The organism is Photobacterium gaetbulicola (assembly GCF_003025515.1).
GTDB lineage: Bacteria > Pseudomonadota > Gammaproteobacteria > Enterobacterales > Vibrionaceae > Photobacterium > Photobacterium gaetbulicola.
Map to the genome: position 1 here is coordinate 1 of NZ_PYME01000025.1, position 22,683 is coordinate 22,683.

The window sequence follows — 22,683 nt, forward strand, 5'->3', positions numbered from 1 at the left end:
TGGGTCAGCGGAATCCTTTAGGGACAGCGGCATACATGCCGAACTAAGTCCGGATGTATGACTGCAATCTTAACCAGTTTGATTTTTTAGAGCGTGGGTACTTGGCAAACCGGGGCGACCATGTATGATAATTGGTGATAGTCAGCTGATTCTCGACCAGCCGGATCTGGATATCGCCGACACTGTAATTGAACGCATTTTTGATCAGGTTGTTGATGACAATATTGATAAAGCTCTCCGGTGCGGAGATCGTACTCGCCGAGTGCGTCTCCAAGACGTAACTGGCGTCCTGTTTGGCGAAAATAGGGGCCATGGCATCGAGTTGCCGGCGGAGGTTATCTTCCAGCGGGTAGGTCCCGAAATGGTGGCGGTCAATGCTTTCTTTACCCAGCAGCAAGAATGCTTCGGTTAACTCGCGCATCTCTTCGCTGGCTTGCTGCAGTCGGTTGATGGCTTTGATGGCCACTGGCGGCTGGTTAGGCACTTTGCCCAACAGCTCCGCCGAACCCTGGATCACCATAATCGGGGTTCGCAGTTCATGCGAGGCGAAGCGGCTGAACTCGTGCTCGCGCTGAAAATAGCGGGCAATGTTTGTCTTGCTCTCATGCAGTGCCTGCTCGATCTCCCGGGTTTCTTTGTAGTCGGTCTCGACCAAAAAGTCCGGCTGGTCAGGCGGCATATTGCGGATTTTGTGCTCGATGGTTTCGAGCGGGCGAGAGACACTCTTTACGAAATACCAGCTGTAGATCAGTACCGCGAGGGAGACGGCCCCGCCCAAGCTGAATGTCATGAAGTGCAGGCGGGCTTCGTATTCGTCGAGGTAGTCGTCGGCATCATCCTGGAACACGATGTAGAACAGGCCGTCACCGGATGGGTGCGCGGTGACGAGGAAGTGCTTGTCCTCTTTGCCCAGCAGGTGCTCATAAAAGCCGGGCTCCCGGTAGTTATCAAGCCAAGCCGGTGGGCTTTCCTTGCTCCAGTAGCTGTAGAACTCATGCTCATTGGGGAGCTGGGCCTGATCGCCAAAGCGCTGGTAGTCGCGGCTGTAGCGGCTTGCCTCGGTATCGAGCCAGTGGTGGAGGCTGATGATCTCAAGCTCATTCTCGGCCAAATAGATCACCGACCAGAACAAGGTAAACATAATCAGCGTGGGAATGCCGAAGCTCCAGCGGATCTTGCGGTAAATGCTGGGGTAGGCTTTAGGCTTTGAGTCGGTATCCTTGGCCATGAATCGTCTCTAGTCGTGGTTCTACAAAGTCTTTGTCGATAGCATTTCTCAGGCCATAGACATGGCTGCGCAGGGCATCGCTACCCGGCGCATCGTCTCCCCACACGCTGTCTATGACTTCCTGGCGGGATACTATAGCGGGGGCCTTTTTCACCAGCAGCGATAGGATTTTCAGTTGGATACGACTGAGCTTGATCGGCTTGCCGGCCCGGAGCACCTCGCCAGTGGACTGGTTGATAGTAATGTCGGCAAAGTGCAGTAAGCCAACATCTTTGCGTGCCCCCCGGCTGGCCAGTGCTTGCAGACGAAGGCACAGCTCTTCCATGGCAAAGGGCTTGACGAGGTAATCATCGCCGCCGGCCTGGAAGGCGGCAATTTTGTCCTCCAGGCTGTCCTTGGCGGTCAAAAACAGGATCGGGGTGTCACACAGCACTTCTTGGCGTATTTTCTTAACGGCTGAAATACCGTCGATTTTGGGCATCATGATATCCATGATGATGACATCGTAATGGTTGTCCTTAACCAGTTGGATTGCGCCAAGGCCATGGTATGCGCAGTCAATGGTATGGCCTTCTAGCTCGAGATAATCAGCCAGTGTTTCGGCGACATGGTAGTTATCTTCGACAATCAGCACTTTCATAAGCCAGTTTATTTATCCTCGTCAGACATTTCTTCACGCTTGCTTCACAGGCAGCGTAATAACATACCGCCAGTTAGTAATTATGCGCAATTAATCATAGGTAAAGTATGAAAAAAATGGCACTAGCTTCTCTAGCTGCAATGGTGTTGGCCGGTTGCGGCGGAAGTTCCGGTTCGGGCGGTTCGTCGGCGGAGGTCAAAACCGGTCGCCTTGACGGACAGGTTGCCGATATCTCGCACAGCAACAAGACCCTGAGCGTAAACGGGTATGCGCTGCGCAGTGAAGGTGCCCCGGTCATCTATCGTGATGGCGTGACCTTGCCGTTTGGTGAACTGGTCAACGGCATGCGAGTGCAGATCGATGCTGATGATAACCGGATTGAAACGATGAAACTCGATCCTTCCCTGACAGGCGTTGTTACCGCCATCAACGGCGATCAGTTTACGGTTAACGGTATCACGATGACTTTTGCGGGGCTGGCGGAGATCAATGTCGGCGACTGGGTGATGGTGACAACTTACCCGCTGGCTGACGGCTCGGTGGAAGTGGTTGCGGTGCAGAAAGTCCCCGATCTTGGTTTTGTCGAGATCGAGGGGCCGGTTTCCCAGCTCGACAGCACTGCCTATACCTTCAAGATAGGCACGGTGACCGTGGACTACAGCCAGGCAAAAGTGGATGACGACGATGAGCTGGCCAACGGGGCATGGGTCGAAGTCTACGGTGATATGCATGGCACGACGCTGGTGGCCACTGAGGTTGATGTGGAAGATGATCTCGATTACGACGATACCGAAATCGAAGGGGTCATCTCCTGGGTCAATAACAACCTGACCCAAATTGAGCTCAACGGCCGCCTGCGTATCGAAGTCAACGATCGCACCGAGTTTGACGACGGCCGTCGCGAGGATCTGGCATCGGGGCGCTGGGTCGAGGTAGAAATGGCCTATCGTTCAGGGCGCCTGGTCGCGACTGAGATTGAATTTGAAGACGATGGCAATAGCGTATCGGGCAAGGAGTTCCAGGCGGTTGGCGAAGCGAGATACCGAGCGGGTGTCTTCACCATCAATGGCATTGAAATCGAAATCAATGGCCAGACCGAGTTCGACGATGGCCTGAACCACGACAATCTGGATACCAGTTGGGTCGAGGTTGAAGGGCGCTACCTTGAAGACGGCAGCGGTGTGGGCCGCTACGTGGCGATCGAAATTGAACGCGAAGACCGTTTTGACGATGAAATCGAGCTTGAAGGGCCGGTCAAGGGCGGGACGATCTGGGGCTATGCGGCAACGGATAACTCCCTGGCGAAATATGAGGGCCGCTGGGTCGATCTCGACTGTGACTTCAACGGTACAACGCTATCGCGCTGCGACGACTAGAGCCAAGCTGAGCAGAAACGATATCGGTTATTGAAGCGCCTGCGGGCGCTTTTTTGTCGTTACGGTCCGGGGGAAAATGGCTGACGCATTCAGTACTAGCGAACTGAGGCATTATTGGTTACTCTGCAATGACTGCGACCAAACAGGATTAATGAAAAAACAGATGGAAAGTTTAACGTTACAGCCGATCAGTAAGATTAATGGCACCGTGAATCTGCCAGGTTCCAAAAGCGTCTCGAACCGAGCTCTGCTATTGGCGGCGTTAGCAAGCGGTACGACCCGACTGACTAACCTCCTTGATAGTGATGATATCCGTCACATGCTAACAGCCCTGACCAAGCTGGGAGTGAGCTATCAATTGTCTGACGACAAGACCGTGTGTGAAGTAACAGGCCTTGGTGGCGCATTCCAGCCAACCGAAGCGATGGAACTCTTCTTGGGTAACGCCGGTACAGCCATGCGCCCGCTGGCGGCGGCACTGTGTCTGGGGGAGGGCGAGTTCGTTCTCACGGGTGAGCCACGCATGAAAGAGCGTCCTATTGGTCACCTGGTTGATGCCCTGCGTACTGCAGGGGCGGATATTACCTATTTGGAAAATGACAACTACCCGCCGCTTAAAATCAAAGGTACAGGCCTGAAAGGCGGCGAGGTGGAAATCGACGGTTCTATCTCGAGCCAGTTCCTGACCGCGTTTCTGATGTCGGCGCCGCTAGCCTCGGCCGATACGGTGATCCGCATTAAAGGCGAACTGGTTTCGAAACCGTATATTGATATCACCCTGCATATCATGGCCCAGTTCGGTGTCGAGGTGGAAAACCGCGACTACCAGGAATTTGTGGTTAAAGGGGGCCAGGCCTATCAGGCTCCGGGTGACTTCTTGGTCGAGGGTGATGCCTCGTCGGCGTCTTACTTTTTGGCTGCCGCCGCGATCAAGGGCGGTGAAGTGAAAGTGACCGGTATCGGCAAGAAGAGTATCCAGGGGGATGTGCAGTTTGCCGATGCCCTGGCCGCGATGGGGGCAGAAATTGAGTGGGGCGACGACTACGTGATTGCCCGCCGGGGCGTGCTCAAGGCGGTCGATATGGACTTTAACCATATTCCCGATGCCGCGATGACGATCGCCACCGCCGCCTTGTTTGCCGAAGGCACCACGTCTATCCGCAATGTCTATAACTGGCGGGTGAAGGAAACCGACCGTCTGGCGGCGATGGCAACTGAGCTACGCAAGGTCGGTGCCGAGGTAGAAGAAGGCAAAGACTACATCACGATTACCCCGCCGGCACAGCTTACCCATGCAGCCATTGACACCTATGATGACCACCGCATCGCGATGTGCTTCTCGCTGGTGGCACTGAGCGATACGCCGGTGACGATCAATGATCCTAAGTGTACCTCCAAGACCTTCCCGGATTACTTCGACAAGCTGGCCATTCTGAGTCATTAACTGTCTAGGTTGTCATTAGTTAAGCAGAACCCGCCGTCTGGCGGGTTTTGTATTTTATCTTCAGGTCTATTTGGCCTGAAGACCGATTACTGATTGGTATCACAACTTTTTTCTCGTATAATATGCCCCCGTTTGAGAGCGGTAATACGTATCGGTATGCCCCGATGTCGTCTCGATGGGTATTACTGCTTAGATTTAAACAAGTTTGGAGATTACCTATGTCTACTCACGCGCCAGTGATCACTGTCGATGGACCAAGCGGTGCTGGCAAAGGCACGCTATGCATGCTATTGGCAGATAAACTGGGCTGGAAGCTATTGGACTCTGGTGCCATCTACCGTGTACTCGCCCTGGCGGCGCTGCACCATGGTGTTGACCTGGAGTCTGAAGACGCACTTGTACCTTTGGCGGCTCACCTGGATGTGCAGTTTATCGCTGAAGGTGAGTTGGTAAAGGTGATTCTTGAAGGGGAAGACGTGTCGGGTGAGCTTCGTAAGGAAGAAACCGGCATGGCAGCCTCCAAGGTGGCAGCACTGCCGCGCGTGCGCGAAGCTCTGCTTCGTCGCCAGCGTGCATTCAGCGAAGCGCCGGGACTAGTTGCGGATGGTCGTGACATGGGCACCGTGGTGTTCCCTCAGGCAGAAGTCAAGATCTTTCTCGATGCCAGTGCCGAAGAACGTGCGAATCGTCGCATGAAGCAGTTGCAACAGAAAGGGTTAGATGTTAACTTTGACCACCTTTTGAAAGAAATTCAGGAACGTGACTACCGAGATCGCAACCGTGCGGTCGCGCCGTTACGTCCCGCGGCTGATGCATTGGTGCTAGACTCTACAGAGATGTCTATCGATCAAGTCATCGAACTGGCATTGGCCCATATTGAAACGAAATTATCAGCCGAATAATTCGGCATGATGGCGTCGGTGTCACGGAAGATAACTGACTTTACTACCAACCCCATGCGGTAGGATACCCATGGTTGTTAATCACATTGAAGATTAAATAATGACTGAATCTTTTGCTCTACTTTTTGAAGAGTCTCTAAACGAACTAGAAACACGTCCAGGTGCAATCGTTAAAGGTACTGTTGTAGCTATCGAAAACGGTTACGTACTAGTTGACGCAGGCCTTAAGTCTGAGTCTTCTATCCCTGCTGATGAATTCAAGAACGCTGCTGGCGAAATCGAAATCGAAATCGGCGCAGAAGTTGACGTTGCTCTAGACGCAGTAGAAGACGGCTTCGGTGAGACTAAACTTTCTCGCGAGAAAGCTAAGCGCCACGAAGCTTGGATCGTTCTTGAGAAAGCTTACGAAGACGCTGAAACTGTTGTTGGTATCATCAACGGTAAAGTTAAAGGCGGCTTCACAGTTGAACTTAACGGCATCCGTGCGTTCCTACCAGGCTCTCTAGTAGACGTACGTCCAGTTCGTGACACTGCTCACCTAGAAAACAAAGAGCTAGAGTTCAAAGTAATCAAGCTAGACCAGAAGCGTAACAACGTAGTTGTTTCTCGTCGCGCAGTTATCGAATCTGAAAACAGCGTTGAGCGTGATGAACTTCTTGCTTCTCTACAGGAAGGCATGGAAGTTAAAGGTATCGTTAAGAACCTTACTGACTACGGTGCGTTCGTTGACCTTGGTGGTGTTGACGGTCTTCTACACATCACTGACATGGCTTGGAAGCGCGTTAAGCACCCATCTGAAATCGTTAATGTTGGCGACGAGATCAACGTTAAAGTTCTTAAGTTCGACCGTGAGCGTACTCGCGTATCACTAGGTCTTAAGCAGCTAGGCGAAGATCCATGGGTAGCAATCGCTAAGCGTTACCCAGAAGGTACTAAGCTTTCTGGCCGCGTAACTAACCTAACTGACTACGGCTGCTTCGTTGAAATCGAAGAAGGCGTTGAAGGTCTTGTACACGTTTCTGAGATGGATTGGACTAACAAGAACATCCACCCATCTAAAGTTGTTAACGTGGGCGACGAAGTTGAAGTTATGGTTCTTGATATCGACGAAGAGCGTCGTCGTATCAGCCTAGGTCTTAAGCAGTGTAAAGCTAACCCATGGCAGTCATTCGCTGAAATGCAAGCTAAGGGCGATCGCGTAACTGGTAAGATCAAGTCTATCACTGACTTCGGTATCTTCATCGGTCTTGAAGGCGGCATCGACGGTCTTGTTCACCTATCTGACATTTCTTGGAATGTTGCAGGTGAAGACGCAGTTCGCGACTTCAAGAAAGGCGACGAAATCTCTGCAGTTGTTCTAGCGGTTGACGCTGAGCGTGAGCGTATCTCTCTAGGTATCAAGCAGATCGAAGAAGACCCATTCAACGGCTACGTTGCAGTTAACAAGAAAGGTGCTCTAGTTACTGGTACTGTTACTGCAGTTGACGCTAAAGGCGCAACTATCGAGCTAGCTGAAGGTGTTGAAGGTTACCTACGTGCTTCTGAAGCATCAGTTGACCGTGTTGAAGACGCAACTCTAGTTCTTTCTGTTGGCGATTCTGTTGAAGCTAAATTCACAGGCGTTGACCGTAAGAACCGCGTAATCAACCTATCTGTACGCGCTAAAGACGTTGCTGAAGAGCAAGAAGCTATGGCTAACCTGAACAAGCAAGAAGATGCTTCTTTCGGTAACGCAATGGCTGACGCTTTCAAAGCGGCTAAAGGCGAATAATTGAGCTCGGGGGGATCACTTTTCCCCCCAAGCGGTTATACTATTGAGAAACATACTAAAAACGGAGTGTTTATGACAAAGTCTGAATTAATTGAAAGACTGTGTAGTCAACAAACACATCTTTCTGCCAAACAGGTAGAAGATGCTATTAAGGAAATCCTTGAGCATATGGCTACGACCCTGGCTGAGGGTGACCGAATCGAAATCCGTGGCTTTGGTAGCTTCTCTTTGCATTACCGCGCTCCACGTGTAGGTCGAAACCCGAAAACAGGTGACAAGGTTGAGTTGGACGGCAAGTACGTTCCTCACTTCAAGCCTGGCAAGGAATTGCGCGACCGTGTTAACCAGTCTATTGCTAGTTAAGCACGTTTAGAACAAAAAAACGGCATGCTGTTAAGTATGCCGTTTTTTTATGCGTATTGATCATGGTCTGATGAGGCAAAATCTTGCATAATCAGGCCATACCCGTCTGTGCTTATACCAGATGTTTTTTTCGGTTTTGGGGCATTGCCTTTACCAGATAGGTATCATCTATATTTCGTTCAAGTGAGAAGGATTCACGATGAAAATTCTGACCGTACTCTTACTGGCTGCGTGTTTCTTGGTTACCCTTGCGCTGGGTGCCCAAAATCAGCAGTTGGTGAACTTTGACTATTTGATTGCCCAGGGAGAACTCCAGCTGTCGACATTGCTGGGTATTGCCTTCGGTTCCGGGTTCGTTATTGGTTGGCTGATCTGTGGCCTGCTTTACCTTAAGGCCCGTTTCACCAAAAACCGCCTGAGCAAGAAAGTACAAAAGCAGCAACAAGAACTGGATCAGCTACGAGCCGAACCAGTTAAGGAATAACATTTAATGCTAGAGCTGTTGTTCCTGTTATTACCTATTGCTGCCGCCTACGGTTGGTACATGGGTAACAGGAGCGCTAGTAACAAGCAACAAGAGCAGTCTCATCACATGTCACGCCAGTACGTGACAGGCCTGAACCTGCTATTATCGGACCAGTCCGATAAAGCCGTGGATGTGTTTATTGAGCTGCTTCAGGTTGATAGTGAAACCATCGATACACACCTGGCTTTGGGAAATCTTTTCCGGAGCCGGGGTGAGGTTGATCGTGCGATTCGCATCCACCAAAATCTGATTGCCCGCCCAAACCTGACCATTGACCAGCGTAACCTCGCTTTGCAGCAGCTTGCCCAAGACTATATGGCGGCTGGATTTTTTGATCGTGCCGAGAAAATCTTCGAACAACTGCTGGATGAACCCGACCACCGCAAAGGTGCACTGCAGCAACTCCTGACCATTTACCAGCAGACGCGAGAGTGGGAAAAAGCGATTAATATTGCTAGCCACTTGGTCAAGATGGGGAAGAGCAGGCTCAAGCACGATATTGCCCATTACTGGTGTGAAATGGCGATGTTGGAGATGAGTGCGCAGAACCCGGATAAAGCTAAGCAGCTTCTCAAAAAGTCGTTGTCAGTGGATAAAACCTGCGTCAGGGCCAGCATCATGTTGGCGAAGATTCTGATTGCCGAAGACGAGTTCAAATCGGCAGCCAAGCAGCTTGAGCGTGTTGCCGAGCAGGATATTGAGTTTATCGGTGAGGCATTGCCGCTGCTGCTGGAGTGCTACGAAGCGATGGACAATGAGTCCGGCTGGCTCAAGTACCTTCGCTACTGTGTTGAGCAAAAGGCAGGTTCAACGGCCGAGCTAATGCTGGCCGACGAGATTGCCAAGCGTGAAGGCCCGACGATGGCCCAGACGTTCATGACCCGTCAATTGCAGAAGAACCCGACCATGAAGGGGTTCTATCAGCTGATGGATTACCACTTGGACGAGGCGGAGGAAGGCCGGGCAAAAGACAGCTTGACGACGCTTCGCGGCTTGGTTGGTGAGCAGATAAAGATTAAGCCTCACTACCGTTGCCGCCAGTGTGGCTTTGCGACCCATTCCCTCTATTGGCAGTGCCCTTCCTGTAAGGGGTGGGGCTCGATCAAGCCAATTCGTGGTCTGGACGGTGAGTAAGCTAAAGTTTACATGGTTAAATTGCCATTAAAAGCCCGCTTGATATTCAAGTGGGCTTTTTTGTATCAAAACTTGGCCTTTTTGACGTGATTTGCTCAACTAGTTTTTTTTGAGCAGCTTTTGAACATCGGAAAAGGCGGCAATAAATTTAGTTGGCGAATGAAACGATTGGCTATTGCTGTTGGTTGTGGTTTTTGCCTGTTTGGTGCGTTTTGTCAATTAATGCTCGATAAAAAACTATTTTGCTGTACAATCCTGAGCGCGCTCAGCATGCTGGGCTAGTTTGACCTTATAACTAAGCAGGAGATGCCATGTTAGATCCAAAAGTAATTGTCGCTCTCGACTACCCAAACCAAGACGAAGCGCTCGCCTTTGTTGACCGGATTGAACCGGGCAGTTGCCGATTGAAAGTCGGTAAAGAGATGTTTACTTTTTTTGGCCCTGACTTTGTGCGTAAACTGCATGAGCGGGGCCATTCTGTATTTCTGGATTTGAAATTCCACGACATCCCGAATACCTGTTCCCGTGCGGTGGCTGCAGCTGCTGAGCTGGGGGTCTGGATGGTCAATGTCCACGCCAGTGGCGGTGAGCGGATGATGACCGCCTCACGTGAAATCCTTGAGCCGTTTGGCAAAGATCGTCCACTGCTTATCGGTGTGACGGTATTGACCAGTATGGAAGCGGCTGATCTTAAGGGGATTGGTATTACCGCCGAGCCACAAGAGCATGTCTTGAACCTTGCCCGCCTGACGAAGAATAGCGGCCTTGACGGGGTGGTTTGCTCGGCCCAGGAAGCGACTATGCTGAAATCGGAACTCGGGAGCGAGTTCAAGTTGGTGACGCCGGGTATTCGCCCTGCAGGCAGTGCGGCAGGTGACCAGCGCCGAGTGATGACACCGGTTGAAGCAATAAAAGCCGGATCTGACTATCTGGTGATCGGTCGCCCAATAACCCAGGCGGCAGATCCTGCCGCGGTACTGGCTGAAATTAACAAGACACTTGCCTAAGCCAAGGTTTCGTAGATAGTTTTTCAGGCAGGCCCTCGGTGAGGGCCTGCTTTTTTATTGTCTGTTGATATCAATTCCGTGATGCAGCAGGCAGTTGCTTGCCGGGTGTCATCCTAAACTAGATTAAGGTAATCGGCTTAGGTGGCTCCATGGAATCGGATTTAGCGTTAACCTCTCCCTATATCAGGCTGGCCATCGCTCTGTTGCTTGGTGCAATCATAGGTATTCAGCGCGGATGGGTTGAGCGCAACGAGGCGGCAGGTAGCCGGATTGCCGGGATCCGTACCTATTCGTTGGTCGGCCTGCTTGGCGGTATCTGCGGCCTGTTGTCCGAGCGCTTTTCCGAGTTGTTCCTCGGCTTGTCTTTGGTCGCACTGACCATCCTGCTGGCCGTCGCCTACTCCCACCGCCTGAAATTGAAATGGCAAACCAACCTCAGTATTACCGGCTTGGTAGGGGCGTTGCTGACCTTTCTGCTCGGAGCACTGGCTGTGGTCGGTGAGCCGGCCCTGGCGGTTTCTGCCGCGGTGATCACCGCCATTATCCTCGATAATAAACAAGAATTGCACTCTGCGCTGCAGCGGCTGCAGGAATATGAGCTTGATGCGGCACTGCGGCTGCTGTTGATCTCCGTGGTTTTGCTGCCGCTGCTGCCCAATGAGCCGATGGGACCGTGGGGAGCGATTAACCCTTACGAGATCTGGTGGATGGTGGTATTGATCGCCGGGATTTCTTTCGTTGGCTATTTCGCGATGAAAATCGGCGGGGCACAAAAAGGGATTTTGCTGACATGCCTGTTTGCGGGCTTGAGTTCATCAACAGCACTCACATTGCAGTTTTCCCACCTGTCGAAGCAGCAACCCCAGCTCAACGGGTTGCTGGCAAGTGGAATTTTGCTCAGCTGCGGTACCATGTTTCCCCGTATCCTGTTCGTGTGCTCTGTAGTCAACAGGCAGTTGATTGAACTGCTGTGGCTACCTATGTTGTTGATGATGCTAGGCTTCTATTTGCCTGCTTGGTGGATATGGCAGCGAAACAAGGCGGAGAGCAAAATGAACCCCGAGATGAAACAGAACCCCCTGGCACTGACCTCGGCATTGAGCTTTGGTGTGATATTGCTACTGATCATCCTGCTGGCCAATGGCTTGCAGGAGTGGTTTGGCAATACGGGGACACTGGCACTGGCAGCGATTTCAGGGATCACCGATGTGGATGCCATCACCCTTGCTCTGGGGCGCCAGAGCGCCAGTGGCCAGATGCTCGCGACGGCGGCAATGGGGATTTTTATTGCCGCGGCAGTCAACAGTTTGGTCAAGATGGGGATGGCGTGGTTCATCGGTGAGCCCGGTCTACGCAAATATGTTGCCTTGCCAGTGACGGGGGCTGTGATACTGGGTGGCTTGGCGGTAGTCTTGGTTTAGTCTCGAGGCAGGTTGCGGTGGTGGTCTTGATAAAACAAAAAACGGGCAAGATGCCCGCTTTTTTCGTTTCGCGTTCAGGCTGCGCAGGCTTAGCATTCAATTTTCGGGGTCGCCCTGCTCAGGCGGGTTGTCCGATCGTGTGAGGGGGCGGAGAAGTGGCTGTCGAGCAGTTTTTGGGTCAGCGCGTGCTGCGGGTTGTTGAAAACCTCACTGGTTGTGCCCTGTTCGACAATCTCACCGTGTTGCATCACGATTACTTTATCGGAGAAATGCTTGATCACCCCCATGTGCTGCGACACATAGATGTATGATAGGCCCATTTCTTCCTGCAGCTCGAGGAGCAGGTTGATGATCTGAGAGCGCATCGACATGTCCAGCCCGTTGAGCGCTTCGTCGGCGACAATAATACAGGGCTGCAGGATCAGGGCGCGGGCCAGCGAGACACGCTGCTTCTGGCCGGTCGCCAGCATCTGCGGGTAGAAATAAGCGTGTTCCGGCAGCAGGCCAACACGCTTTAGGGTCTCCATGATCCGGCGCTCACGGGCCTGCGGGGTCATATTGGTGTTTCGCTTCAGCGGCCCTTCGAGGATTTTACCGATCTGGATCCGCGGATTGAGCGAGGTGTTGGGATCTTGGAAGATCATTCGGATCAGCTTGCAGCGGGTTTGGTAATCCCGGTGTGCCAGCGGCTCGCCATTGACCCGGATAACGCCCTCGGTCGGCTCGACCACGCCTGCGAGCATGCGAGCCAGGGTGGATTTCCCCGAGCCGTTTTCCCCCATAAAAGCGATAGTCTCGCCGGCTTCCAGGTTGAAGGAAACCGGCTTGACCGCCTCTATTGTCCGGCGGCGGAATAAGCCTGAGCGGTAGTGGTAGTCTTTTTTCAGGTTCTCGACTTCAAGTAACGCACTCATTTGGTACTGCTCTCCATGTTCAGCGGGAAGTGGCAGCTGAACTTGTGATTCTTGATCTTTCTGCGCTTCGGTACTTCGACACATTTACGCTGGGCGTGCGGGCAGCGTGGGCCCAGCCGGCAGCCAATAGGCAAATGCTGAAGTGGGGGAATCGAGCCCGGCAGGGTTTCGAGCTTGCTCTTGTGGGCGAGCTTGTCGAGGTTGAAGTCAGGCATCGCCCGCAGCAGTGCTTCGGTATACGGGTGGTGTGGCGACTCCAACAGCTGTTGGCGGTTGGCGGACTCTACCGATTGGCCGCAGTACATTACCGTGATCCGGTCTGCCCACTGGGTTACGGTGGTCAAGTCGTGGCTGACCAGCAAAATCGTGGTGTTGCCCAATTGGTTCATCCGGCTGAGCAGGCGGAATATCTGAGCCTGGGTGATTGGATCCAAGTCATTGGTCGGCTCGTCGGCGATCAGCAGGCGAGGGCGGTTAGCGATAGCCATGGCGATCATCACTTTCTGGCATTCGCCGTCCGTGAGCTCGTAAGGATAGCTTCGCATGACCCGGCGGTGCTCTTTGATCCCGACTTTATGCAGCAGGGCAATCGCCTGTTTCTGGCGCCAGTGGAAACGCTGCCAGAAGTAACCGTCGAAAGACGATGACGGGATCGCCTCTTCTAGCTGCTCGCCGACTTTCTCTGACGGATCCAGACACGAGGACGGCTCTTGGAAAATCATCGCAATTTCGCGGCCAACCACCCGGCGCCTTTCGCGCGGTGTCAGGGTCAGCAGATCGATATCCCCGAGGCGGAGGCGGTCGGCACTGACACGCCAATTGCTTTTGGTCACGCCGGCAATAGCTTTGGCGACCAAGCTCTTACCAGAGCCGGATTCACCTACCAGACCGCGGATCTCGCCCTCGTTAATTGTCAGGCTCATGCGGTCAACCGCTTTCACCATCCCTTGTGGCGTATCGATTTCAATGGTCAGGTTACGAATATCTAATAGTGGCATCAGTCAATCCCCGCATTAATGGCTTGGCGGAGTCCTTCTCCTACTAAGTTTACTACCAATACACTGAACGTAATGGCCAGTCCCGGCAAGGTGACCGTCCACGGCGCGAGGTAGATAAGCTCGATGGAATCGCCCAGCATCGCCCCCCATTCTGGCATCGGTGCTTGGGCACCGAGGCCAAGGAAGCCGAGGGCGGCAATATCGAGAATAGCGATAGAAATTGCCCGGGTGAACTCGTTGGTGAGCACTGTCAGGATATTGGGCAGGATCGAGTTATACAGCAGGTAGAAGTTGTTGGCACCATCGAGGCGTGCCGCCATGATGTAGTCTTTCTCTACCTCGTTGTGTACTGCGGTGTATACCGCACGGATAAAGCGCGGGATCAGTGCCAGCCAGATGGCCAGCAGGATATTGGTTTCGCCCGGTCCCATGTAAGCCACGACGATGATCGCCAAGAGCAGGGACGGGATCGAGAGTACCGTGTCCAGTACGTGGTTAAGGAAGCTGGATTTCAGACCTTGGGTCATCCCGGCCAGAACTCCGATCAGGATCCCGATTGTCGCCGAGGCAAGGGCAACCAACACCGCGTAGCCAAAAGTGAGTTGGGTACCGAGCAATAGACGGCTTAGCATATCACGGCCGAGATCATCGGTGCCAAAGAAGTATTCTACTTTGCCGGCGGTATCCCAAGACGGCGGCATCAGCAGTTCGCCGACCTGGCTAAAGACGTCATAAGGTGCTAGCCAAGGTGATAGCAGGGTGATCAGAATGAGGAAAGACAGGCACCACAGACCGAACATCGCCAGCGAATTGTTTCTGAAGTTCTGCCACGCCCGCTCAAGCTGGGTCGGGATCTTGGTCTCCTGGTAGATGTTATTTGATAGCATACCATTCCTTCCTTACCAGAGGGTTGACAAAGGCACCGGTCAGATCTGACAGGATGTTGGCAATCAGGATAAAGCTGCCCACAGTGATCACGCCGGCTTGGATCGCGACATAGTCTTGGGCCGAAATAGCATCGAGCAACCAGCGGCCAATCCCCGGCCAGTTGAAGATCGACTCGGTCAGCATGGCAAAGGTCATCATGGTTGAGAACTGCATGCCAAGTTTGGGAATAATTGGCGGAATGGCATTTCTCAGAATATGGCGGGTGATGATTTCGAACATCGATAGGCCCTTGGTCTGGGCGACCTTGATGAAATTTTGATCCATGACATCCGACACCGATGCGCGGGTTAGACGGATGACTTCAGTGGTCGGTGCCATTGCCAGCACCACGGTTGGTAGCACAAGGTGCCTGATCGTATCCATCAGGGCTTCCGCACGGTACGGCTTGTCAGACAGCATCACATCAACCAGGGCAATGCCGGTGACCTGATCAATTTCATACAGTAAGCTGTATCGGCCGGAAACAGGCAGCCAGCCTAACTCCAATGAAAACAGCATGATAAGTAGCATTGCCAGCCAAAACAGCGGAATGGAGTACCCTACCAGGGTAATCGACGAGATAGCGGTGTCGATGAATTTACCGCGTTTAACTCCGGCCAGCGTTCCGATTGGAATACCGATGACCAGCGATAGTACAAAGGCAAAGAAGCTAAGCTCGAGGGTGGCAGGGAAAACGGCGATCACCTCATGGACGATGGGATCGCCCTGCAGGTTGAGCCCCAAATGGCCCGACATCAGGTTATCGAGATAGCTTACCCACCCTGACCAGAATGGTTGGCTACTCCACAGCGATGTGCCGTCGAGGCGCAAGATACTGTAGCCGATCAAGGTCAGGATCAGCAGGGTGATTAGAAAAAGGTTCAGCCTACGGATGGTATAGATAAACATATTAGATCTCGCTCCGGAATACAGTCGAGAAGGAGCGGGTGCCAAATGGGCTCATCTGCAACCCCTGCAGCGATTTGTGATGGACCTGGAAATGGACGCCATGGGCCAACGGCACAATCGGTACCTCCGTATCTAAGATATCTTGGGCCAGGTGGTAGTAATTGAGCCGCTGGTTGAGTTTAGGGGTGCGAGAAGCCAGCTCGAGCAGGTTGTCAAAGCTGAGGTTGCACCAGTTCGCTACATTGAGGCCGGCTTGCTTGGCATCGCAAGAGAGCAGTGGCCGAAGGAAATTGTCCGGATCGCCATTATCGGCAATCCAGCCGGTCAGGATCAAATCACTGTTGAATTTGTCAATGGCACTAAAGCGGCTCACCGTATCTTGGGTGATGATGTCGACTTTCACCCCGACCGCGTTGAGATCGGCCTGGATCAGCTCAGCAGTCTTGCGCGGACTTGGGTTGTAGGGACGTGGCTCTAGCGGTACCCACAAGGTCAGGGCCAGGTTCTTGTCGTAGCCGGCTTCCTTGAGCAGGGCAAGGGCTTTTGCCGGATCATAGTCCAGTGCCTGGCTGCCGTGGTTATAGGCCCATGACATCGGTGGCAGAATACTGCGGGCCTTGGTGCCGGTTCCATAGTAAACCGAATTGAGCAGGTTCTCACGGTTGATGGCATGGTTTATCGCCTTGCGAACGCGAATGTCGCTCAACTCTGGCTGGTTATTGTCCAGCGCCAAGAAGGCCACGTTCATGCCGGTTTGGGCGTTGAGGCTGAAATCTTCGTTGGCGCTGATGATCGGAAGCTGGCTGGCGACCGGAGATGACAGCACATCACACTCGTGGCTCAGGAGTTTGGCCAGCGTTCCCGTGCCGCGGCTGGCAATGTCAAACACCACTTGTTCCATTGGCGCCGCTCCCAGCCAGTATCCTTCATGGCGGTTGAGCCGGACAAAGTCATTGGCCTGGTAGCTGTCGAGGTAAAACGGCCCGGTACCGACCGGCAAGGAATCGAGCTGATCGGGTTTACCGGCACGCAGCGTCTGCTCGGCATATTCCTGCGAGTGGATCACTGCGTAGGTGGTCGCCAGATTGGCCAAAAAAGCATTGTCAGGTCGGCTGAGGACAAATTTTACCGTCAGGGGGGCGACCACTTGGATATCTTCAATCAGGTTAGCAAAGCCCTGGCTGTCAAACCATGGATAGCGACCGCCGGAAACAGCATGGAAAGGGTGGTCAGACTGGATGACTCGCTTAAAGCTAAACACCACATCCTGTGCATTAAACTGGCGCGTAGGTTTAAACCAATCGGTGGTCTGGAATTCGATGCCTTCCCGCAGGACGAAAGTGTAGGCCAGGCCATCATTACTGATGTTCCAGCTTTTGGCCAGCGACGGCAGGGGTTGGTGGCTAACCGGATCAAGCAGTAACAGGCGATCGAACAGTTGCGCAGCCAAGGTATCAGCCGTTAATCCACCATCGATTAACTGTGGGTTAAAGGTTGTTGGCTTATCTTGTCCGCAATAGACGAAGCCTTGGCTGCGAATATTGCTATCCTGCTGTGGGTCATCGCTACAGCCAACCAGGCTGGCTAGGCTGACGCACACAAGCAAAAGACGAGTATAGGCGCTCATAGAATAAGGGATTTTTTTGGAAACAAGATTATAAATTTACCACTATCCCACTCCGCCACCAAGTCACCTCATTAAAATACCTGTGATTTATGGGTTCTTTATGAGCAAAAACCGTACAAACTCACTCATTTCCGACCAACTGGTACTTGCGCAGTAGGCCCCTAAGTTGATGGTAGCTCAAGCCGAGTAACTCAGCCGCTTTGCGCTGATTGAACTGGGCTTGTTCCAGGGCCAGTCGCAGCATGGCAACTTCCTGATCTTGCTGCCATTGGCGGAAGTCGATGGGCAACCCCCACTGCTCGCGGCTGCTGTCGTTGGCCGGGGGGACCTCAAGTTGAGGTGCCGTGGTGTCGATGGGATTTGCCTCATCCTGCAACCAAGGTGGCCTGAACGGGTCAATGATGATGGTGTCGACCGGGACATCTTCGAGACCATGGCGAAAAACCGAGCGCTCCACCACGTTTTTGAGTTCGCGGATATTGCCGGGCCACCGGTAGGCCTGCAGTTGTTGCCGGGCATGCTGGCTAAAGCCGGCAAAAAAGGCGAAGTTGAGCTCACGGCACATTTTCACGGCGTAGTATTCGGCCAGAGGGAGGATATCTTCTTGGCGCTCGCGCAAGGGCGGAAGATGGATGATGTCGAAGGCGAGCCGGTCGAGCAAATCGGCACGGAACTTACCGTTCGCCGCCAGTTGCGGCAGGTTCTCGTTGGTGGCACAGATCAGGCGGACATTGGCCTGGCAGGTTCTGCTGCCACCGACACGTTCGTACTCGCCATATTCAATGACCCGAAGCAGTTTTTCCTGTACCCCCATGGGAGCTGTTGCCAGCTCGTCGAGAAACAGGGTGCCGTTCTCGGCTCGTTCGAATCGGCCTTGGTGCCTGCCCTTGGCACCGGTAAAGGAGCCGGCTTCGTGGCCGAAGAGTTCAGAGTCGATAACCCCTTCGCTCAGTGCCGCACAGTTTAGCGAGATCAGCGGCTGGTCCCAGCGGCGGGAGAGGTAGTGCAGGCGCTGGGCAATCAGCTCTTTCCCGGTGCCTCGCTCGCCGATGATCAGGATAGGGCGGTCCAGCGGGGCAAGGCGTGAGGTTTGATCCAGTACCGTGAGGAACGCCTCAGACTCGCCGATCAGGTTATCTGTTTTGCGCATGGTTAATCTCGCTAATAGTTGGCGTAATTACTTACACCTTAGCAGGCAATCTATGAAGGTGTAAAGCTAAGTGTATGATATATAAAAGACTAAAAGTTGGCATGCATGTTGATATAACTAGGATAGAGCGGTTCTATGGTTGAAGAGCGGTGCTATGGCCCTTGGGGGGAAACCGGGTTCTTCAATTGCCTCAGCTTGATACCACCACAGAGCCACCCAGGACCACATTTATTTTAGGAGATAATTACTATGGGCATTTTTTCTCGCTTTGCCGATATTGTTAACGCCAACGTCAACTCTTTGCTGGATAAGGCCGAGGATCCGCAAAAAATGATCCGTCTTATTATCCAGGAAATGGAAGATACGCTGGTTGAAGTTCGAACCTCTTCTGCTCGCGCCCTAGCTGACAAAAAAGAGCTGCAGCGCCGCATCCAGGCCATTGAGTCCCAGAGCCGTGATTGGCAGGAAAAAGCCAGTCTGGCGATTCAGAAAGGCCGTGAAGATCTCGCTCGTGCAGCGCTGATTGAAAAGCAGAAGCTCAATGATGTCGCACTGACCTTGCACGAAGAGTACAAGCTGGTGGAGGAAACCATCGAAAAACTGGCTGCCGAAGTGGCTGAGCTAGAGCGTAAGCTGCAAGAAACCCGTGCTCGCCAGCAGGCACTGGTAATGCGCCATAAGGCTGCGGATACCCGTCGTGACGTACGCCGTCAATTGGATACGGGTAAAGTCGACGAGGCGCTGTCGAAGTTTGAACAATACGAGCGCCGGATCGACGAGATGGAAGCGGAGGCGGACAGCTACAGTATTGGGCGCGGCAAGAACCTGCACGAAGAGTTTGCTGACTTGCAGGCGCAGGACGAAATTGAAAAAGAGCTTGAGCGCATGAAAGCCAACCTCAAGGACAAAGAGTAATTCACCTTAACGGGAGTTGGTTGTTATGATGGCTGTGGCGATTGTGACAATCTAAAGAATTGAATCTGCGCGAATTTAAGGAGATAAATAATGTCTATGGGGTTTATTGTTGGGCCGTTAGTCGTATTCATGATCTTTGTTGCCCCGCTGTGGTTGATCCTCCACTATCGTAGCAAGAAGCATGCAAGTGAGGGGCTGTCTGGTGAAGACCAGCAGAAACTGCAGGAGCTGGTGGCTCGCGCAGAGCAGATGCAAGAGCGGATCGTGACCCTGGAGCGTATTCTCGATGCGGAAGTGCCGCAGTGGAGGCGCAAATTATGAATAAGACCCTCTATCGCGACCCGAAAAACGGCAAGTTGGGTGGCGTTTGTGCCGGGGTTGCCGAATACTTTGGTATGGAAATCTGGTTGGTGAGGATCCTCACTGTGTCAGCATTTTTACTCGGGGTGGGTTTCGTTGTCACCTTGGCTTATGTGGCCGCTTGGCTGATCCTCGACAAGATGCCTGAGGAACGAATCCAGCAGCAGACGATTTTCCGCGAGCACCAGGTCAAGCAAAAGCCTTGGCAGGCGGGCAAACCTGCCGGTCAAATCTTGCACAATGTCGAAACCGAACTCGACAAGATGGAGCAGGAGCTGCGAGACATGGAGGCCTATGTCACCTCGTCTGCTTTCAAGGTCGACCGCGAATTTCGCAACTTGTAACGACCGATCACGCACTAAAGCAGGCAATGGCCTGCTTTTCTTTTTCCTTCAGCCCAATGGAAGGTTAACGAGGCGATTCATCATGGGTTAATCGGCTGGCCTGTATAGTCCGTATCTGGTTTCTCTGGATTTTTTCTTAGTTTTTTGGGAGCAACCCGCCTCGCGCAGTGAATGAATTTTTCAGGAAAGTTTATGAATCGATTTAGCAATGAGTTGAACAAACTGGTGAACCGGAGTTTAGACCGCCATGTCCGTTTGGCGGTGACGGGACTGTCCCGGGCGGGGAAGACCGCTTTCATTACTTCGCTGGTTAATCAACTTATGCATGTGAGTACTAACCCTCGGTTGCCGCTTTTTACCGCCGTCAGGGACGGCCAGTTACTGGGTGCCAAGCGGGTGCCGCAAATTGACATGCATGTCCCCAAGTTTGCCTACGAAGAAGGGATGACGGCGCTGCTGTCGCAGCCGCCCTGCTGGCCCGAGCCGACGAGGGATGTCAGCCAGACCCGGCTGGCACTGCGCTACAAGCCCCAGCGGGGGCCAATGAAACTGTTGCAAGATACCGCAACCTTGTACCTGGACATTGTGGATTACCCCGGCGAGTGGCTGCTGGACTTGCCGCTGCTAGAGCTGGACTTCATGGCGTGGTCGCGCCAGCAGGCCCAGATCCTGAAAGGTAAGCGCCTGGAGCTGGCATCAGAATGGCTGGCGATGGCCGAGTCGTTTGATCCACTGGCCCCGGCTGACGAGGCATTGATTGAGCAGATCTCGGCCCGTTTTACCGAATACTTGTACAAGTGCAAGGCGGAAGGCGGGCTGCACTGGGTGCAGCCGGGGCGTTTCGTCCTGCCGGGTGAGCTGGCCGGGGCGCCGGTATTGCAGTTTTTCCCTATGGTCTGGCTTGAGAAAATGACCGAGCAGCAGTGGAGTGATGCCAGTGAAGAAACCAACCTTGGCATGCTCAGGAGCCGTTACCGCTATTACCAGCAGCATGTGGTGAAAGCGTTCTACAAGGAACATTTCTCCAAGTTCGACCGCCAGATCATCTTGGTCGATTGCCTGCAGCCGCTCAATGCCGGGCCGGAGTCTTTCAATGATATGCGCCAGGCGCTCGATCAACTGATGCAAAGTTTCCGTTACGGCCGAAGTTCAATGCTGAGGCGTTTGTTCTCGCCGCGGATCGACAAGGTCTTGTTTGCGGCGACCAAGGCCGATCATGTCACGCCGGAGCAGCACCCCAATTTGGTCAGCTTGCTCCAGCAGCTGGTGAATGAGGCATGGCAGACCGCCTCGTTTGAGGGGATCAAGATGGACTGTGTCAGCCTGTCCTCGATCCAGGCGACCGAGCCGGGTTTTGTCGACTACCAAGGCCGCCAGGTCCCGGCGCTGCGGGGGCATCAGATCGGTGGTGGGGCCAAGACCCTGTTTCCCGGAGAAGTACCGCGCCGGTTGCCGAGTGATGCCTTCTGGCAGCAATCGGGGTTTGACTTTATCAATTTCCGCCCGCTCGAAATGCAGAGCGACGAGCCATTGCCCCATATCCGGATGGATAAGGCGATGGAGTACTTGTTAGGGGACAAATTACGATGAGTGAGCCGTTGAAAAGTAAAATTGTCTTTGATGAGCCCGCCAAGCCCGAGCTGGCTTCCGGCGAGAGTGAGTTGACCTCCCAGCTGCAGTTTGCCGAGCAGGAGAAAAGCTTCTTGCCCGAGGCGGCGGATAATGAACAGTCGGACGTTGAAGAAGAGCTGGCCAGAGCCCTCAGGGGCAGGCCCAAACGCCGCACAGGCTGGCTCAAGGGACTCCTGGTTGGCGGTGCAGCCATGGTGGGGTGGCAAACGATCGACTATGTAGTTACAGCCTATCAGGGCGGTGACTGGCTGGCCCTTGGTTGGAGCGTGATTGTGGCCGGTATCGCCGCCGCGGGGATCACCGCGCTGGGGCGAGAACTACTGAGTTTGCGCCGGCTAAAGCAGCGCCAGAGCGAGCGGGAGCAGGCACAGGCCTTGCTTGAGGCCGATGGCATCGGCCAAGCCAAGGCCTTCTGTACCCGGCTGGCGAAGCAAGGCAAGGTGATTGACGAGCATGCCGGTTACGACAAGTGGCTGCAGTCTCTGGCTGCTACCCATAACGATCGCGAAGTCATGCAGCTCTATGATCGCATGGTGCTGGGCCAGCAAGATAAGTTGGCGCGACAACTGGTGGCCAAATATGCCAGCGAGGCGGCAGTGATGGTCGCAGTCAGCCCGTTAGCCTTGGCTGACATGCTACTGGTGGCCTGGCGTAATTTCCGGCTTATTGACCAGGTCTCCAAGGTGTACGGGGTCGAGCTGGGCTACTGGTCGCGCATCAAACTGGTTAAACTGGTGCTGGCCAACATGGCGATCGCCGGGGCCAGTGAAGTAATCGCCGATAGCGGTATGGATATGCTGTCGATGGACTTGGCTGGCCGGGTGTCGACCCGGGTGGCGCAAGGGGTCGGTGTCGGCCTGCTAACCGGCCGATTGGGACTCAAGGCTATCAGTTTGATGCGCCCGTTACCGTGGCAGCCAGAGCAACAACCCAAGTTGAGTGAAATTCGCAAGGACCTGCTTAGCCGGTTGACCCATAAAGACCGTCGGGACTGAGTTTTTCTACACCGTGAAGGCCCGTTTAGGGCCTTTTTTTCTTTACTAAGCCGTATTCCTTTTCCGAAGAGTGTATTCATTACGCCGATTTTTGGTTGCC

22 protein-coding genes are annotated in these 22,683 nt (G+C 53.4%); 14 read left to right on the plus strand and 8 right to left on the minus strand.

Going from position 1 to position 22,683, the window contains the following annotated elements; translation table 11 throughout:
- Nucleotides 1–43 precede the first annotated feature (43 nt).
- Together C9J03_RS19500 and C9J03_RS19505 are read right to left on the minus strand one after the other, a co-directional pair.
- On the minus strand, nucleotides 44–1,228 hold the full coding sequence (locus C9J03_RS19500) for a sensor histidine kinase (protein WP_044623846.1): 1,185 nt from the start codon (nucleotides 1,226–1,228) through the stop codon (nucleotides 44–46).
- Nucleotides 1,200–1,868 (minus strand): response regulator transcription factor, encoded by a 669-nt coding sequence (locus tag C9J03_RS19505; protein ID WP_044623845.1) that lies wholly within the window; start codon nucleotides 1,866–1,868, stop codon nucleotides 1,200–1,202. Before C9J03_RS19505 ends, C9J03_RS19500 begins: the two co-directional genes overlap by 29 nt.
- A 107-nt stretch (nucleotides 1,869–1,975) precedes the next feature.
- Between C9J03_RS19505 and C9J03_RS19510 the strand changes: the two genes are divergently transcribed.
- The 9 genes from C9J03_RS19510 to C9J03_RS19550 all read left to right on the plus strand — a co-directional run bounded on the left by C9J03_RS19510 (nucleotide 1,976) and on the right by C9J03_RS19550 (nucleotide 11,812).
- Nucleotides 1,976–3,244, plus strand: a complete 1,269-nt coding sequence (locus tag C9J03_RS19510) for a DUF5666 domain-containing protein (RefSeq protein ID WP_044623844.1) — start codon at nucleotides 1,976–1,978, stop codon at nucleotides 3,242–3,244.
- Nucleotides 3,245–3,407: 163 nt separating this feature from the next.
- Nucleotides 3,408–4,688: a 3-phosphoshikimate 1-carboxyvinyltransferase gene (aroA, locus tag C9J03_RS19515; RefSeq protein ID WP_044624567.1), complete on the plus strand. Its 1,281-nt coding sequence runs from the start codon at nucleotides 3,408–3,410 to the stop codon at nucleotides 4,686–4,688.
- Between the two features lie 218 nt (nucleotides 4,689–4,906).
- The gene (gene cmk, locus C9J03_RS19520) at nucleotides 4,907–5,590 is read left to right on the plus strand and encodes a (d)CMP kinase (protein ID WP_039468056.1); all 684 of its coding nucleotides are present in this window, start codon (nucleotides 4,907–4,909) and stop codon (nucleotides 5,588–5,590) included.
- A 100-nt stretch (nucleotides 5,591–5,690) separates the two neighbouring features.
- A complete protein-coding gene (gene rpsA / locus C9J03_RS19525; protein WP_039468053.1) occupies nucleotides 5,691–7,361 on the plus strand; it encodes a 30S ribosomal protein S1 in 1,671 nt (556 codons plus the stop codon).
- Between the two features lie 72 nt (nucleotides 7,362–7,433).
- Nucleotides 7,434–7,724 (plus strand): integration host factor subunit beta, encoded by a 291-nt coding sequence (gene ihfB / locus C9J03_RS19530; RefSeq protein ID WP_039468048.1) that lies wholly within the window; start codon nucleotides 7,434–7,436, stop codon nucleotides 7,722–7,724.
- Nucleotides 7,725–7,923: 199 nt separating this feature from the next.
- Nucleotides 7,924–8,208 (plus strand): LapA family protein, encoded by a 285-nt coding sequence (locus tag C9J03_RS19535; protein WP_039468044.1) that lies wholly within the window; start codon nucleotides 7,924–7,926, stop codon nucleotides 8,206–8,208.
- Between the two features lie 6 nt (nucleotides 8,209–8,214).
- Nucleotides 8,215–9,384, plus strand: coding sequence for a lipopolysaccharide assembly protein LapB (lapB, locus tag C9J03_RS19540; protein ID WP_044623843.1), 1,170 nt, complete (start codon nucleotides 8,215–8,217; stop codon nucleotides 9,382–9,384).
- Nucleotides 9,385–9,695: 311 nt separating this feature from the next.
- Nucleotides 9,696–10,391, plus strand: a complete 696-nt coding sequence (gene pyrF, locus C9J03_RS19545; RefSeq protein WP_044623842.1) for an orotidine-5'-phosphate decarboxylase — start codon at nucleotides 9,696–9,698, stop codon at nucleotides 10,389–10,391.
- Nucleotides 10,392–10,540: 149 nt separating this feature from the next.
- Entirely contained in the window at nucleotides 10,541–11,812 is a 1,272-nt protein-coding gene (locus C9J03_RS19550) for an MgtC/SapB family protein (RefSeq protein WP_044623841.1), read from the plus strand.
- A gap of 89 nt (nucleotides 11,813–11,901) precedes the next feature.
- On the opposite strand, the gene C9J03_RS19555 is transcribed toward C9J03_RS19550, so the two are convergent.
- The 6 genes from C9J03_RS19555 to pspF form a co-directional block, all read right to left on the minus strand.
- Entirely contained in the window at nucleotides 11,902–12,726 is an 825-nt protein-coding gene (locus C9J03_RS19555) for a peptide ABC transporter ATP-binding protein (protein WP_044623840.1), read from the minus strand.
- Nucleotides 12,723–13,724 (minus strand): peptide ABC transporter ATP-binding protein, encoded by a 1,002-nt coding sequence (locus tag C9J03_RS19560; RefSeq protein WP_044623839.1) that lies wholly within the window; start codon nucleotides 13,722–13,724, stop codon nucleotides 12,723–12,725. The genes C9J03_RS19555 and C9J03_RS19560 overlap by 4 nt, the downstream gene beginning before the upstream one ends.
- A complete protein-coding gene (gene sapC / locus C9J03_RS19565) occupies nucleotides 13,724–14,611 on the minus strand; it encodes a putrescine export ABC transporter permease SapC (protein WP_044623838.1) in 888 nt (295 codons plus the stop codon). The genes C9J03_RS19560 and sapC overlap by 1 nt, the downstream gene beginning before the upstream one ends.
- Nucleotides 14,598–15,560, minus strand: a complete 963-nt coding sequence (locus C9J03_RS19570; RefSeq protein WP_044623837.1) for an ABC transporter permease — start codon at nucleotides 15,558–15,560, stop codon at nucleotides 14,598–14,600. The genes sapC and C9J03_RS19570 overlap by 14 nt, the downstream gene beginning before the upstream one ends.
- A 1-nt stretch (nucleotide 15,561) precedes the next feature.
- On the minus strand, nucleotides 15,562–17,187 hold the full coding sequence (sapA, locus tag C9J03_RS19575) for an ABC transporter substrate-binding protein SapA (RefSeq protein WP_044623836.1): 1,626 nt from the start codon (nucleotides 17,185–17,187) through the stop codon (nucleotides 15,562–15,564).
- A gap of 121 nt (nucleotides 17,188–17,308) precedes the next feature.
- On the minus strand, nucleotides 17,309–18,337 hold the full coding sequence (gene pspF, locus C9J03_RS19580; protein WP_044623835.1) for a phage shock protein operon transcriptional activator: 1,029 nt from the start codon (nucleotides 18,335–18,337) through the stop codon (nucleotides 17,309–17,311).
- Nucleotides 18,338–18,586: 249 nt separating this feature from the next.
- Between pspF and pspA the strand changes: the two genes are divergently transcribed.
- The 5 genes from pspA (at nucleotide 18,587) to C9J03_RS19605 (ending at nucleotide 22,583) form a co-directional block, all read left to right on the plus strand.
- Nucleotides 18,587–19,252 (plus strand): phage shock protein PspA, encoded by a 666-nt coding sequence (gene pspA, locus C9J03_RS19585; RefSeq protein WP_039465757.1) that lies wholly within the window; start codon nucleotides 18,587–18,589, stop codon nucleotides 19,250–19,252.
- Nucleotides 19,253–19,342: 90 nt separating this feature from the next.
- The gene (gene pspB / locus C9J03_RS19590; RefSeq protein WP_044623834.1) at nucleotides 19,343–19,573 is read left to right on the plus strand and encodes an envelope stress response membrane protein PspB; all 231 of its coding nucleotides are present in this window, start codon (nucleotides 19,343–19,345) and stop codon (nucleotides 19,571–19,573) included.
- Nucleotides 19,570–19,956, plus strand: coding sequence for an envelope stress response membrane protein PspC (pspC, locus tag C9J03_RS19595; RefSeq protein ID WP_044623833.1), 387 nt, complete (start codon nucleotides 19,570–19,572; stop codon nucleotides 19,954–19,956). Before pspB ends, pspC begins: the two co-directional genes overlap by 4 nt.
- Before the next feature lie 192 nt (nucleotides 19,957–20,148).
- Entirely contained in the window at nucleotides 20,149–21,546 is a 1,398-nt protein-coding gene (locus tag C9J03_RS19600; RefSeq protein WP_044623832.1) for a YcjX family GTP-binding protein, read from the plus strand.
- Nucleotides 21,543–22,583, plus strand: a complete 1,041-nt coding sequence (locus C9J03_RS19605; protein ID WP_044623831.1) for a YcjF family protein — start codon at nucleotides 21,543–21,545, stop codon at nucleotides 22,581–22,583. The genes C9J03_RS19600 and C9J03_RS19605 overlap by 4 nt, the downstream gene beginning before the upstream one ends.
- The last annotated feature ends 100 nt before the right edge of the window (nucleotides 22,584–22,683 follow it).